The 13413-nt window shown below is 72.7% G+C and carries 14 protein-coding genes; 12 read left to right on the forward strand and 2 right to left on the reverse strand.

Annotated elements, in window-relative coordinates; all coding sequences use genetic code 11:
- Positions 1-221: 221 nt before the first annotated feature.
- From paaA to kynU, 8 genes are all read left to right on the forward strand, one after another.
- Positions 222-1148 carry a 1,2-phenylacetyl-CoA epoxidase subunit PaaA gene (gene paaA, locus ACZ7MG_RS31975; protein WP_471381753.1) on the forward strand — a complete coding sequence of 309 codons (927 nt, stop codon included), beginning with the start codon at positions 222-224 and terminating at the stop codon, positions 1146-1148.
- A complete protein-coding gene (paaB, locus tag ACZ7MG_RS31980; RefSeq protein ID WP_471381459.1) occupies positions 1145-1453 on the forward strand; it encodes a 1,2-phenylacetyl-CoA epoxidase subunit PaaB in 309 nt (102 codons plus the stop codon). Before paaA ends, paaB begins: the two co-directional genes overlap by 4 nt.
- The gene (paaC, locus tag ACZ7MG_RS31985) at positions 1443-2231 is read left to right on the forward strand and encodes a 1,2-phenylacetyl-CoA epoxidase subunit PaaC (RefSeq protein WP_471381462.1); all 789 of its coding nucleotides are present in this window, start codon (positions 1443-1445) and stop codon (positions 2229-2231) included. The genes paaB and paaC overlap by 11 nt, the downstream gene beginning before the upstream one ends.
- A gap of 14 nt (positions 2232-2245) precedes the next feature.
- Entirely contained in the window at positions 2246-2725 is a 480-nt protein-coding gene (gene paaD / locus ACZ7MG_RS31990; RefSeq protein ID WP_471381755.1) for a 1,2-phenylacetyl-CoA epoxidase subunit PaaD, read from the forward strand.
- A gap of 281 nt (positions 2726-3006) precedes the next feature.
- Positions 3007-4341, forward strand: coding sequence for a 2Fe-2S iron-sulfur cluster-binding protein (locus ACZ7MG_RS31995; RefSeq protein ID WP_471381465.1), 1335 nt, complete (start codon positions 3007-3009; stop codon positions 4339-4341).
- Between the two features lie 78 nt (positions 4342-4419).
- Entirely contained in the window at positions 4420-5265 is an 846-nt protein-coding gene (locus ACZ7MG_RS32000; protein WP_471381468.1) for a tryptophan 2,3-dioxygenase, read from the forward strand.
- Positions 5258-6070 (forward strand): alpha/beta hydrolase family protein, encoded by an 813-nt coding sequence (locus tag ACZ7MG_RS32005; RefSeq protein WP_471381470.1) that lies wholly within the window; start codon positions 5258-5260, stop codon positions 6068-6070. The genes ACZ7MG_RS32000 and ACZ7MG_RS32005 overlap by 8 nt, the downstream gene beginning before the upstream one ends.
- 59 nt (positions 6071-6129) lie before the next feature.
- On the forward strand, positions 6130-7362 hold the full coding sequence (gene kynU, locus ACZ7MG_RS32010) for a kynureninase (protein WP_471381756.1): 1233 nt from the start codon (positions 6130-6132) through the stop codon (positions 7360-7362).
- 13 nt (positions 7363-7375) lie between these two features.
- On the opposite strand, the gene ACZ7MG_RS32015 is transcribed toward kynU, so the two are convergent.
- The gene (locus ACZ7MG_RS32015) at positions 7376-7963 is read right to left on the reverse strand and encodes an RNA polymerase sigma factor (RefSeq protein WP_471381471.1); all 588 of its coding nucleotides are present in this window, start codon (positions 7961-7963) and stop codon (positions 7376-7378) included.
- Between the two features lie 225 nt (positions 7964-8188).
- Between ACZ7MG_RS32015 and ccrA the strand changes: the two genes are divergently transcribed.
- The 4 genes from ccrA (at position 8189) to ACZ7MG_RS32035 (ending at position 12463) form a co-directional block, all read left to right on the forward strand.
- Complete coding sequence (gene ccrA / locus ACZ7MG_RS32020; RefSeq protein ID WP_471381473.1) at positions 8189-9571, forward strand: crotonyl-CoA carboxylase/reductase; 1383 nt, start codon at positions 8189-8191, stop codon at positions 9569-9571.
- Between the two features lie 59 nt (positions 9572-9630).
- Positions 9631-10629 carry a 3-oxoacyl-ACP synthase III family protein gene (locus ACZ7MG_RS32025; RefSeq protein ID WP_471381476.1) on the forward strand — a complete coding sequence of 333 codons (999 nt, stop codon included), beginning with the start codon at positions 9631-9633 and terminating at the stop codon, positions 10627-10629.
- The gene (locus ACZ7MG_RS32030; protein WP_471381479.1) at positions 10626-11516 is read left to right on the forward strand and encodes a 3-hydroxybutyryl-CoA dehydrogenase; all 891 of its coding nucleotides are present in this window, start codon (positions 10626-10628) and stop codon (positions 11514-11516) included. Before ACZ7MG_RS32025 ends, ACZ7MG_RS32030 begins: the two co-directional genes overlap by 4 nt.
- Positions 11517-11590: 74 nt before the next feature.
- Complete coding sequence (locus tag ACZ7MG_RS32035; protein WP_471381481.1) at positions 11591-12463, forward strand: thioesterase II family protein; 873 nt, start codon at positions 11591-11593, stop codon at positions 12461-12463.
- 58 nt (positions 12464-12521) lie between these two features.
- On the opposite strand, the gene ACZ7MG_RS32040 is transcribed toward ACZ7MG_RS32035, so the two are convergent.
- On the reverse strand, positions 12522-13358 hold the full coding sequence (locus tag ACZ7MG_RS32040) for an AfsR/SARP family transcriptional regulator (protein ID WP_471381757.1): 837 nt from the start codon (positions 13356-13358) through the stop codon (positions 12522-12524).
- Positions 13359-13413 lie beyond the last annotated feature (55 nt).

Consider the following 13413-nt stretch of genomic DNA (forward strand, 5'->3'; position numbering starts at 1 on the left):
GAACCCGCCGCCCGGCCACTCCTCCCTCTGTGAAAGCCCCCGCACCGGGGCTCACACGGTCCGGACAGCGAGGCAGAGGGGACGGGAGGTTCCAGGTGACCACCGAGGCAGAATCCACGGCTTCCACGGCCGTCGCGGCGGACGACGACAAGGACCTCGACAAGGATCTCGACGGTGACCTCGACGCCTACTTCGAGGCGCTCGTCGCGGCCGGCGAGCGGATAGAACCCCGGGACTGGCTGCCCGACGGCTACCGGCGGATGGTGATCCGGCAGATCGCCCAGCACGCCCACTCGGAGATCATCGGGATGCAGCCGGAGGGCTCCTGGCTGACCCGGGCCCCCTCCCTGCGCCGCAAGGCCGCCCTGCTCGCCAAGGTGCAGGACGAGGCCGGACACGGCCTGTACCTGTACGCGGCGGCGGGCACCCTCGGCGTCACCCGGGCCGAACTCCTCGACGCCCTGCACAGCGGCCACCAGCGGTCCTCCGACACCTTCAACCACCCCGCCCTGACCTGGGCCGACACCGGCGCGATCGCCTGGCTGACGGACGGTGCGGCGGTCATCAACCAGGCCCCGCTGTGCCGCACCTCCTACGGCCCCTACGCGCGGGCCATGCAGCGGGTGTGCCAGGAGGAGACCTTCCACGTCCGCCAGGGATACGACCTGCTCTGGTCCCTGTGCCGGGGCACCCCGGGACAGCGGGAGATGGCGCAGGACGCCGTCGACCGCTGGTGGCTGCCCGCGGTCGCCCTGATGTTCGGCCCGCCCGACACGGTCGAGGGCAGCGGCGGCGACGCGCGGGCCGCCGCCGTGGGCGCCGCCGTCAGCCGCCGCTCGATGGCCTGGGGGATCAAGGCCCACACCAACGACGAGCTGCGGCAGCGCTTCGTGGACACCGTCGTCCCGCAGGCCGAGCGGCTCGGGGTGACCCTGCCCGACCCGGCGATCCGCTGGAACGCCGAGCGCGGGCACCACGACTTCACCCCGGTCGACTGGCAGGTGTACCGCACGGCACTGGCCGCCGGGGCGCAGTGCGGCCGGCAGCGGCTGGCGCACCGGGTCGCCGCCCACGACGACGGGGCCTGGGTGCGCGCGGCGGCCGACGCCTACGCGGCACGCCGCGCGACGGAAGGACGGGAGCAGTGAGCCGCGCACAGGAGACCGCCGGGGCGCAGCAGCCCTGGGAGGTGTTCATCAGACCGCGTCGGGGCCTCGCCCACCAGCACGTCGGGTCGGTCCACGGCGCGGACGCCGACATGGCCATCGCCAACGCCAGGGACCTCTACACCCGGCGGGGCGACCCGGTGTCGATCTGGGTGGTCCGCTCCGACGGCGTACGGGCCTCGTCGCCCGGCGAGAAGGACCCCTTCTTCAGCAACGGAGCGGACAAGCCCTACCGGTATCCGCAGATGTACGTGCCACTCAACGAGGCGGGCGACCATGACGAGTGAACCCAGCGGTGCCGTCCTCGCGACACGGAACCGTGACGTCGCCGAGTACGCCCTCAGGCTCGGCGACGACGCGCTGATCCTCTGTCAGCGCCTGTGCGCGTGGGTGACCAACGCCCCCACCGTCGAGGAGGATCTGGCCCTTTCGAACATCGCCCTGGACCTCCTCGGCCACGCCCGGGCCCTGCTGGGCCTCAGCGGCCGCGGGGACGGTACCGGCCGCGACGACGAGGACCTCGCCTACCGCAGGACCGAACGGGAGTTCCGCAACGCGCTGCTGCTGGAGCTGCCGGGCGGCGACTTCGCCGTCACGATCGCCCGGCAGCTGGCGTACACGCACTACATGACCCTGCTGTACGCGGAACTCGCGACCTCGGCCGACGAGGGCCTGGCCTCCTTCGCCGCCCGCGCGGTCAAGGAGGCCGAGTACCACCGTCTGCACGCCTCGCAGTGGACGGTACGGCTGGGGCTGGGCACCGAGGAGAGCCGGCGGCGGATGCGGGCGGGGCTGGAGCACATGTGGCCCTACGCGGCCGAGCTGTTCGAGGCCGACGAGCTGACGGCCCGCCTCGACGCCGACGGCACGGCGGTCGCGCCGGCCCGCCTCAGGGCGGCCTGGGAACGGTCGACGGCCGAGGTCCTGACGGAGGCGGGGCTCACCGTGCCCGCGCCGACCTGGCAGGCGACGGGCGGGCGGTCGGGCCTCCACACGGAGGCGTTCGCCCCGCTGCTGGCCGAGTTCCAGTCGGTCTTCAAGCAGTACCCCGGAGGTGTCTGGTGAGCGCGGCCGTCCGGATGGACCTGGAGCGGATCGAGGCCCGGGTGGGCGCCGTACCGGACCCGGAACTGCCGATGGTCACCCTGGCCGACCTGGGCGTGCTCCGGTCGGTGCGGGAGGGCGCGGACGGCGTCGTGGAGGTCGTCGTCACCCCGACCTACCTCGGCTGCCCGGCGCTCCCGGTGATCGAGAGCGATCTGCGGGCCGTCCTGGCGGAGTGCGGGCACCCCGACGGGCGGGTGACCTGGGCGCTGGCGCCCGCGTGGACCACCGACTGGATCGGCGAGGAGGGCCGCCGCAAGCTCGCCGACCACGGCATCGCGCCCCCGGCCGCCGCCGGAGCACCCCTGCCGGTCCGCCTCGGCCTCGGCCGCCCCTGCCCGCACTGCGGTTCCGTGGCGACCCGCCCCCTCGGCCCCTTCGGTTCGACAGGCTGCCAGACGGTCCTGACATGCACCGCCTGCCACGAGTCCTTCCCCCACATGAAGGCGGTGTGACAGCGCTTATGACGACGACCGAGCGGGACACGACGGCCGGGACGGCCACGGCGGCTGAGCGGGGCGCGTCGGCCGGGCAGGGTTCGACGGCTGAGCGGAGCTCGTCGACCGGGCCAGGCTCGACGGCTGAGCAGGTGACGTCGACTGGGTCGGGCTCGACGAGCGGGCAGGGCATGACGGCCGGGCCAGGCTCGACGACCGGGCCGGGCAGGATGGTTGAGCGGGGCTCGACGACCGGGCAAGGCACGGCGATCGGGCAGGGCCCGGCGATCGGGCAGGGTATGACGATCGAGCAAGGCACCACGGCCGGGCCGGGCTCGACGACTGGGCAGGACGCCACGACCGGGCAAGGCATGACGATCGAGCGAGGCGCGACGGCCGGGCAGGCCATGACGACTGGGCAGGACGCCACGACCGGGCAGGGCTCGACCACTGAGCGAGGCACGACGGCCGAGCTGGGCACGATGGCCGGGCAGGGCACGTCGACCGGGCCGGGCTCGACGGCTGAGCAGGGCTCGACGACCGGGCAAGGCGCGACCGCGGCCACCGGGCGCGAGACCGGATGGCATCGGCTGCGCGTGGCGGGTGTGCGGATGCTTGCCGAGGACGCGGTGGCTCTCACGCTGGATCTGCCCGAGCGGCAGGCCGGTGTTTTCGCGCACCGGCCCGGTCAGCATGTGACCGTGCGGCATCTGCTCGGCGGGGCCGAGATCCGCCGCAGTTACTCGATCTGTCCGCCGCCCACCCGGCCGCGCGAACTGCGCCTGGTGGTCAAGCGGCTCGGACCGGGCGGCTTCGCCGAGTTCGCCACGACCGCGCTGACCGCCGGGGACACGCTGGACCTCGCGCCGCCGACCGGCGGCTTCGGACTCGTGGCGCATCCCGGCGCGCACCATGTGATGGTGGCCGCCGGCAGTGGCGTCACCCCGCTGCTGAACATGGCCGCGGCGGCCCTCCGGGACGACCCGCGATGCCGGGTGTCACTGCTCTACGCCAACCGCACGGCCCGCTCGGTGCTGCTCGCCGACGAACTGGCCGACCTCAAGGACGCCTACGTCGACCGGTTCCAGCCCCTGTACCTGCTGACCCGCGAGACCCGCGGGGCCGAACTGCTCTCCGGCCACATCGACACCGCCAGACTGCCGGGCCTGCTCCGCGCGATCGGCGCCGAGCCGGACGACGCCCCGTACTTCTACCTCTGCGGGCCCTGGGCGATGGTCACCTCGGTACGCGAGGCCCTGACCCGCTGGGGCGCCGACCCGGCCCGGACCCGTACCGAACTCTTCTCCCTCGCCGCCCAGGAGCCGGCACCCCCGGCGCCCGAACTCCACGGCCGCACCGTCCGGATCACCGCCTCGCTCGGCGGCGGGACGGCCACGGCCGTCATGGAGGAGCACGACCGCACGATCCTGGACGCCCTGCTGCGGGTCAGACCCGACACCCCCCACTCCTGCCGCGAGGGCCTGTGCGGAAGCTGCCGCGCCCGGGTCACCCGGGGAACCGTTACGACCGGCCGCCAGTACGCCCTGGGGCCCGCGGAACTCGCGGCGGGATACACCCTCGCCTGCCGGGCCCGCCCGGAGTCCGACGACACAGAGCTCGACTTCGATCTCTGATCCGGCCTCTGATCCGGCCTCAGAATCCGGCCTCTGCAATCCAACGCACCGATCGACGCACCCTGTTGAGGAGACGCGATGACCGACACCACGTCACTGCCCTGCGACCCGGGGACGGACGAGCCGCTGCTGAGTTTCACCGGGAGGACCCCCTACGACGACTACGTCCACGCCTCGGTGCTGTCCTCCCTGCAGCAGCCCCTGACCAACGACCCCAACGAGATGCCCTTCCTGGTCACGACCCAGGTGATGGAGCTGTGGTTCACCCTGGTCGTCCACGAGTGGCGGGCCGCCCAGGACGCCCTGGCCAAGGACGACCTCGAACGGGCCATGGACGCCCTGCGCCGCAGCATCAGCGCCCACCACGCCCTCAACGACTCCCTGGGCCCGATCGCGCGCATGACCCCGGCCCAGTTCAACGGCTTCCGCGAGGCGTTCGGCGCGGCCTCCGGCTTCCAGTCGGCGAAATACCGCCAGCTGGAGTTCCTCCTCGGCGACAAGTCCCGTTCCCTGATGAACCCACAGCGAGCCGATCCCGGCGCGTACGCCGAACTGGAGGACATGCTCAACCGCCCCTCCCTCTACGACGCGGTCCTCGGCTATCTGCACCGCCGGGGCCTGCCCGTCCCCGAGTTGGTCCTGCGGCGCGACGTCACCCTCCCGTACGAGGCCGATCCGGGTGTCGCCGAGGCCTGGCTGCGGATCTACGCCGGCCCGCAGAATGACCCGCTGCTGGACCTCGGCGAAGCACTGACCGACATCGCCGAACTGGTCCTGCGCTGGCGTGGCGACCATCTGCTGGCCACGCGCCGGGCGATGGGCTCCAAGGCCGGCAGCGGCGGCTCCTCGGGGGTCGAATGGCTGGAGAAGCGCGCCGCCCGCCCGGTGTTCCCCGAGCTGTGGACGGCCCGCGGCCATGTCTAGGACGATCTCCGAGGCCGCGGCGGCGGAGGAGCAGCGGGTGCTCGGCCTCAAGCCGGTCCTCGCACCGTTCCACCACTCCTACGGCGACCACCCCAGCCAGGTCTACGACCTGTGGCCCGCCGACGACCCCGACGCCCCGCTGGTCATCCTGCTGCACGGCGGCTACTGGCGGTACAACCGGATGCATCTGACGCCCTTCGCCGCGTATCTCGCGGCGAACGGATTCACCACCGTGCTCCTGGAGTTCCGGCGCTCCGGCGGCGACGGCGGCTACCCGGGCACCTTCGACGACATCGCCCTGGCACTGGCCACCATCCCCGCCGGCCGCCCCTACGTCCTGGCCGGCCACTGCTCCGGCGGCCACCTCGCCCTGTGGGCGGCCGCGCGTGGACTGCTGCCCGCCGACTCGCCCTGGCACACCGACGACCTGCCGCCCGCGGTGCTCGCGCTGGCCCCCGTCACCGATCTCGCCGCGACGATCCGGGAGAACCTCAGCAACGGCGCGGCACTGGAACTGCTGGGCGGCGCCGAGCACGCCGAGGCCAGGATCCCGGTCACCGACCCGCTCACCCTGCTCAGGGAGAAGGGGTCGACCGGCGTGCCGACGATCGTCCTGCACGGCGCCGCCGACGAGGAGGTGCCGCTGGAGCAGTTCGCCGACTACCTGGCGGCGCACCCCGAGGCCGAGCCCGTCGTCCTGCCGGAGACCGGCCACTACACCCTCATCGAGCCCGGCTCACCGGCCGCCCGCGCGGTCACCGACGTCATCGCCCGGCTGTCGCGACACGAGAAGGGACGACCGTGACCGTCTCCGCCGAAGCCGAAGCCGAAGCCGAAGCCGAAGCCGCGTCCACCGCCGACGCACTGCGCGCACGGGCGGCCGTCCTCGACGCCGCCGACCCGCTGGCGGCCCACCGCGCACGCTTCACCCTGCCGACCGGAACCGTCTATCTGGACGGCAACTCCCTCGGCGCCCTGCCGGCCGCGGTGCCCGAGGCGCTCGCGGACGCCGTCCACCGGCAGTGGGGCGACGACCTGATCCGGTCCTGGAACGACCACGGGTGGTGGCAGGCACCGCAACGGGTGGGGGACGCGATCGGCCGGCTGGTCGGCGCCGCCCCCGGGCAGACCCTCGCGGGCGACTCCACGAGCGTGCAGCTGTTCAACGCGCTGACCGGGGCGGCCCGTTCGCGTCCGGGCCGGCGACTGCTGCTCACCGACCCGGGCCACTTCCCCACCGACCAGTACATCGCCGACTCGGTGGCCCGGCTGCTCGGCCTGGAGGTCCACCGGATCGCGGTCGACGCCCTGCCGGGGTTCCTCGCCGAACGAGGAGCCGAGGTGGCGGTCGCCGGCTACTCCCCGGTCGACTACCGCACCGGTGAACTCCACGACATGCCCGCCGTCACCCGCGCCGTACGACAGGCCGGGGCCCTGATGCTGTGGGACCTGTGCCACGCGGCAGGCGCGCTGCCCGTCCGGCTGGACGAGTGGGGCGTCGACCTGGCCGTGGGCTGCGGCTACAAGTTCCTGTCCGGCGGGCCGGGCGCCCCGGCCTTCGTCTACGTCGCCCACCGCCACCAGGCCGCCTTCGACCAGCCGCTCACCGGCTGGAACGGGCACGCGGACCCCTTCGCGCTGAGCGGCGACTACAGCCCCGCCCAGGGAGTGGAGCGGGCCCGGATCGGCACCCCGCCGATGCTCTCCCTGCTCGCCCTGGAGGCGGCCCTCACCGCCTTCCACGGGGTCGCCATGGAGCAGATCCGGGCCAAGAGCCTGTCACTGACCGCGTTCTTCATGGACTGCGCCGACACCCTGCTGGACGGCCTCGGCTTCACCGTCGTCACCCCGCGCGCACCGCAGCGGCGGGGCAGCCAAGTCGCGCTGCGGCACCCGGACGCGTATCCGCTGGTCCGCGCGCTCGACGCCCGGGGTGTCGTCGGCGACATGCGGGCCCCGGACCTGCTGCGGTTCGGCGTCAACGCCCTGTACGTCTCCCACGACGACATGCTGACCGCCGTACGGCATCTGCGGGAGGCCGTGCTCCACGAGGAGCACCGGGACCCGCGCCTCAGGCGGCGGGCGGCGGTCACCTGACGGGCCGGGCCCGTCAGGCGGACTGCTGGTGCCAGGCGTCGTGGAAGTTGCGCCGGGCCCGGTACAGCCGGGAGCGGATCGTCCCCAGCGGCACGGCGAGCGCGGCGGCCATCTCCTGCTCGTCCAGGCCGTAGACCACGCGGAGGGTGAGGACCTCACGATGGTGGTCCGGCAGCCGGTCCAGGACGTCGCTGATGTGGACGGCGGCCATGGGATTGGTGTCCTGGACCAGGTCGGGTAGATCCTCGGCCGCGAAGTCCCCCAGCCGCCGATGGGTGCGGACGGCCTCCCGCACCGTGACGGCGCGGACCCAGGCGTAGAAGGCGTTGGGTTCGCGCAGTCCGCGGATGCCGCGGTAGATCGCGAGCATGGCCTCCTGCGCGGCGTCCAGGCCATGACGGCGGGTCACCCGCTGGGACAGCCGGACGACCAGGGGCGCGACGTGCTGCAACAGATCGTTCATCGCCTGCCGGTCGCCGGCCTGGGCGCGCGGCAACAGGACGCTCACCTCCGGCACCTGACGGTCGCGGAGGGCGATGACGTCGGCGCCGCGCGGCGCGGCGCCGGTCTCGGACGTGCTGGACACAACGGTGCTGGACACGGGGCTCCCACGAGTGCGGCGGGCGGTCTGCTCCGAGCCTGTCCAGCCGGCCTGGAATCTTCCTGGAGCCCGGGCGGAACGGCCCCCGGCGTGCGGTCCAGCGGAGTTCGAGGGCCGTTCCAGACCGCCGGTGGAGGGTGGGCGCGAAGCGTTCGCGCCCGGCCGGAACACACAAGGCCACGGCCGTGGGAGAGAAGCCGTTCTGAGTGGCATCGGAGGAGTTCCATGTTGTCCCTGACCGAGGCGGTACTGGCCGGTGCGGACCCCGACGAACTGCGACGGCGGAGGGTTCCGGACACGTACCTCGCCGCCCACCTGCGCAAGGAGGACGTGGGCATCTTCACGGGGGTCGAGGACAAGGACGTCCGGAAGTCGCTCCACGTGGGCATGGTTCCGATGCCGGAACTGGCCCCGGACGAGGTGCTGGTGGCCGTGATGGCCAGCTCCGTCAACTACAACAGCGTCTGGTCGGCCATGTTCGAACCGCTGCCGACCTTCTCCTTCCTGGAGCGCTACGGCCGGGAGGGCGGCCACGCCGCCCGGCACGACCTGCCCCACCACGTCATCGGCTCCGACGCCGCCGGTGTCGTCGTCCGTGTGGGCTCCGGCACCCGCCGATGGCAGGTGGGCGACCATGTCGTGGTCAGCCCCATGCAGGTCGACGACCAGGAACCGATGACCCACGCCGACGGCGTGCTCGGCGGCGGACAGCGCGCCTGGGGCTTCGAGACCAACTTCGGCGGACTGGCGCACTACACCGTGGTCCGGGCCAGCCAACTGCTGCCCAAGCCCGCCCATCTGACGTGGGAGGAGGCCGCCGTCAACCTGCTGACCGCCGGAACCGCCTACCGCATGCTGATCAGCGAGCGCGGCGCCCGGATCAAGCTCGGCGACGTCGTCCTGATCTGGGGAGCGGCCGGCGGCCTCGGCGCCTACGCCGTCCAGCTCGTCAAGAACGCGGGCGGCATCCCGGTCGGCGTGGTCGGCTCGGAGGAGAAGGCCGAGCTGGTGCGGGCCCTGGGCTGCGACGTGGTGGTCAACCGCGCGGAGATCGGCATGGGCGACGACACCACCTCCGAGGACCCCATCACCCTGGGCAAACGGCTGGGCCGGATCATCCGCAGGGAGACCGGCGAGGACCCGCACGTGGCCTTCGACTTCGTCGGCAGGTCGACCTTCGGGATCTCGGTGTTCGTCGTCCGCCGCGGAGGCACGGTCGTCACCTGCGGATCGAGCACCGGCTACCAGCACCAGTACGACAACCGCTATCTGTGGATGAACCTGAAGCGCATCATCGGCAGCCACGCCGCGAACCTCCAGGAAATGGCGGAGTGCAACCGGCTGTTCGGCCTCGGGAAACTGGTGCCGGTGCTGTCCGACGTCTTTCCCCTCGAAGAGGCCGGTGAGGCGGTGCGGCTGGTGCAGCGGAACCAGCACGTCGGAAAGGTCGGGGTGCTCTGCCTGGCCCCACGCACGGGACTGGGTGTCACCGATCCCGGACTACGGGCGCGTATCGGGGAGAAACAGCTCAACCCACTGCGAAATCCCGCCCCGAATCCCGCCCCGAATCCCGCCCGGAATCCCACCCGGAATTCCGGCTCCGAGTGACGTCCCGGCCCGGAACCGGAACGAATGCGAAAATCCCGCCCGAAGGAGACACCCCCGCCATGACGCCCCCGTCCATAGGCATCCTGAGTACCGGTTCGTACTTTCCGAAACAGGAGGTGAGCAACGAGGAGATCGCCGAACGCGTCGGAGTGGACACCGAATGGATCGAGCGCAAGACCCGGATCCGGAGCCGCCGCTACGCGGCCCCCGACGAGGCGACCTCCGATCTTGCCGCCCGCGCCGCCGCCGAGGCACTGGAACGCGCCGGTGTGGCCGCCGAGGACGTGGACCATCTGATCGTCTCCACCTCGACGGGTGACTCGCCGCAGCCCCCCACCGCCTGCCTGGTACAGGACCTCCTCGGTGCCACGCGCGCCGCCTGCTTCGACATCAACGTGGTGTGCAGCGGCTTCGTCCACGCCCTCGCGCTCGCCCGCGCCCTCGTCGCCCAGCGACCGGACAGCCTCGTCCTCGTGGTCGCCGCCGATCTGTACTCGCGGTGCCTGGACTTCTCCGACCGCCGTACGGCGGTGCTGCTCGGCGACGGCGCCGGAGCCGCGCTCGTCGGCCGGACCGAGGACGGGTACGGGTTCGTCGACTTCGAACTCATCGGCCGCGGCGACGCCGGGCGGCTCATCCGGGTCGACGCCGGCGGCTCCCGGCTCCCGGCGTCCCCCGAGACCCTCGCCCGCGGTGACCACTTCTTCCGCATGGACGGCCGGGGCGTACGGGACTTCGTCATGGAGAACTTCCCGCCCTTCGCCCAGCGCCTCGCCGAGCGGACGGGCATCCCGCTCGGCGAGGTACGGCACTTCGTCCCCCACCAGCCCAACGGCGTCCTGCTCTCCCAACTCGTCGAGGTGAGCGGCCTGTCCCACGCCCACACCCACCGCACCCTGGAGCGCTACGGGAACACCGGCAGCGCCTCCGTCGCGGTCACCCTGGACGACGCCGCCCGCGCCGGACATCTGCGCCCGGGCGACCTGGTCATGCTCGGCAGCTTCGGCGGGGGCATGTCGATGGCCGCCGCCTATCTGCGCTGGGGGGCCGCCGCATGACGCCGTCGGCACCCCAAGGGGAAACGCCCGGCCGCGTGGCGCGGGTCGGTGTCGTCGGCTGCGGGCTGATGGGCTCGGGCATCGCCGAACTGTCGGCGCTGGCCGGATACGACGTACGGGTGGCGGTCTCCTCACCGGACTCGCTCACGGCCGGGCGCGGCCGGGTCCTCGCCTCCCTCGACCGCGCGGTGCGCGCGGAGCGGATCGGCGCGGCCGAGCGCGACGCCGCGCTGGACCGGATCTCCTTCACCACCGACCTGTTCGACCTCGCGGACCGCCAGCTGGTGATCGAGAGCATCGCCGAGAACAAGGCCGCCAAGATCGAGCTGTTCACCCTGCTCGACAAGGCGCTGGAGGATCCGGAGGCGATCCTGGCCTCCAACACCTCCTCCCTGTCCGTCACCGCGATGGCCGGCGCGACCGGCAGGCCCGAACAGGTCCTGGGCCTGCACTTCTTCAGTCCGACGCAGCTCATCCCGCTCGTCGAGGTGATCCCCGCCCTGCACACGACCGAGTCGGTGCTCACCCGGGCCGAGGAGTTCGTGACCGCGGGCCTCGGCAAACAGGCCGTCCGGTCGGCGGACCGTACAGGGTTCGTGGTGAACGCGCTCCTGGTGCCGTATCTGCTGAGCGCCATGCGGATGGTCGAGTCGGGCTTCGCCTCCGCCGAGACCGTCGACCGCGGCATGACGCTGGGCTGCTCCCACCCCGTGGGACCGCTCAAGCTCGCCGACCTGATCGGCCTGGACGTCCTGTACGCGGTGGCCCAGGCCCTCTACGACGAGTTCAAGGAGGCGCTCTACGCCCCGCCGCCCCTGCTGACGCGCATGGTCGAGGGCGGGCTGCTGGGCAGGAAGACGGGGCGAGGGTTCTACCACCACGGGTGACCCGGGCCCGCCGACCACCGACGACCACCGGCGGGGCGGGCGCCCGCTCCCCGCCGCCGGAAGGGAGACGATCCATGACGCGGGTCTCCTACGACGAGTTCTCCGCCGAGACCTGGCTCACCCTCTACTGCCTGCCGCACGCCGGCGGCGGCGCGCGGGCGTACGGCCGCCTGCAGGGCGTGGTACCGCGCGGGGTGCGGGTGGTCCCGCTGGAACTGCCCGGCCACGGCAGACGCCTGCGGGAGCCCCCGCTGCGGGACATCGACGAGGTCGTGACCGAGGTGATCCGCCTGATGGGGGAGGACCGGGAGAGCCAGGAGGGCCGGGAGAGCCACGCGGACCGGGTGAGCCACGCGGACCGGGGGCTGCCCCGTGCCGGTCGGCCCTTCGCCCTGTTCGGCCACAGTTTCGGCGCGCTCGTCGGCTACGAGACCGCGTGGCGGCTGTGGCGGTCGGGTATGCCGCCCGAACTGCTGCTTGTCTCCGCGCGCGACAGCCCGGTGTGGCCGCTGTCCCACGAGCCGCTCCACCCGCTTCCGGACGCGTCGTTCACGGCCGGGCTGAGCCGGATGGGCGGCATCCCGGGGGCCCTTCTCGCGGAGCCGGCGGTGATGCGTGTGTATCTGCCGGCGATCCGCGCCGACCTGCGGATGGTCGAGACCTACGCGCACCGGCACGGCGAGCCGCTGGACGTGCCGGTCGCCGCCTTCGCGGGACTCCGGGACCGGCTGACCGACCCGGCGGGCATGCGGGCCTGGGCCGAGCGGACCTCACGGTCCTTCGACCTGACGTCGCTGAGCGGGGGTCACTTCTTCCTCGGCGAACCGGAGTTCCACCGGGCGCTGTCGGCCCGGCTCGACCGGCTCGCCCCACCGGAACACCGCCCCGACGGACAACCGGAACACCGGCCGGACGGACAACCGGCCGAACCGGGCCGGCGGAGGTGACCGCCGCCCGCGCCGGCCCGCCGCGGGCGGAAGCCGCCCCCGGCGGGCCGGCGTGGTCTCAGGCGGCGGTCCGGCGACCGCTCGGCCGGGCCGCGGCGCGGCCGGGGGACGCGGTGACACCACGGTCGTCGGTGATCTCCTCGCCGGAGAGCACCACTTGGTGCATCCGCTTCAGCCGTTCCGAGGGTTCCAGGCCCAGTTCCTTCACGAGGGCCGAACGCAACCGCTGGTAGACCTCCAGGGCCCGCCATGAGGCGCCGGACCGGTACAGCGCCGTCATGAGCTGCGCGCAGAACGCCTCGTGCATGGGGTGGCGGGCGGCCAACACCGAGAGTTCCGGGATCAGTTCGCCATGGCGGCCCAGCCTGAGGTCCGCCGCGATGCGCTGCTCCAGGACGGTCCTGCGCCTCTCCTCCAGGCGGACGACGTCCAGCTCCAGCACACTGCCCACCTTCACATCCACCAGCGCGGGCCCGAGCCACAGCCCGAGGGCCTGGCTCAGGAGGTCGGAGGCGGTGCGGTCGTCACCCGCCTCCAGGGCCCTGCCTCCCAGGGCGGCCAGCTGCTCGAATTCCTGTGCGTCCAGCCGCCCGGGGCGGGCCCGCAGGAGATACCCGCCGTGCCGTGTCATCAGTACGTCCTTCGCGTCCACGGCGTCGCACTCCAGGGCGGCGGAGAGCTTGCGGCGCAACTGCAGGATGTAGGTCTGCAGTGTCGTGGCGGCGCTGCGGGGCGGTGCCTCGCCCCAGATCTCCTCCATGAGGGTCGGCACGGTGACGACGCGATCGGCCTGTAACGCCAGGAGCGCCAGAACTTGGCGGGGTTTGGTGGCGCTGGGGACGAATGACGCCTGTCGGTGGGTTGCGGTGAACGGCCCGAGAACCGTGATGCCCATCATCTGCGTCCTCTGCTGTCTTACGGGAACGTGCCCCGAACACTGGCAGGGCCCG

Source organism: Streptomyces sp. NPDC107538, assembly GCF_055657445.1.

Bases quoted from the DNA above. Each gene is read 5' to 3' on its own strand.
- paaC (WP_471381462.1), top strand. From the start codon at position 1,443: ATGACGAGTGAACCCAGCGGTGCCGTCCTCGCGACACGGAACCGTGAC.
- paaD (WP_471381755.1), top strand. From the start codon at position 2,246: ATGGACCTGGAGCGGATCGAGGCCCGGGTGGGCGCCGTACCGGACCCG.
- ACZ7MG_RS31995 (WP_471381465.1), top strand. From the start codon at position 3,007: ATGACGATCGAGCAAGGCACCACGGCCGGGCCGGGCTCGACGACTGGG.
- ACZ7MG_RS32000 (WP_471381468.1), top strand. From the start codon at position 4,420: ATGACCGACACCACGTCACTGCCCTGCGACCCGGGGACGGACGAGCCG.
- ACZ7MG_RS32005 (WP_471381470.1), top strand. From the start codon at position 5,258: ATGTCTAGGACGATCTCCGAGGCCGCGGCGGCGGAGGAGCAGCGGGTG.
- ccrA (WP_471381473.1), top strand. From the start codon at position 8,189: ATGTTGTCCCTGACCGAGGCGGTACTGGCCGGTGCGGACCCCGACGAA.
- ACZ7MG_RS32025 (WP_471381476.1), top strand. From the start codon at position 9,631: ATGACGCCCCCGTCCATAGGCATCCTGAGTACCGGTTCGTACTTTCCG.
- ACZ7MG_RS32030 (WP_471381479.1), top strand. From the start codon at position 10,626: ATGACGCCGTCGGCACCCCAAGGGGAAACGCCCGGCCGCGTGGCGCGG.
- ACZ7MG_RS32035 (WP_471381481.1), top strand. From the start codon at position 11,591: ATGACGCGGGTCTCCTACGACGAGTTCTCCGCCGAGACCTGGCTCACC.
- ACZ7MG_RS32040 (WP_471381757.1), bottom strand. From the start codon at position 13,358: ATGGGCATCACGGTTCTCGGGCCGTTCACCGCAACCCACCGACAGGCG.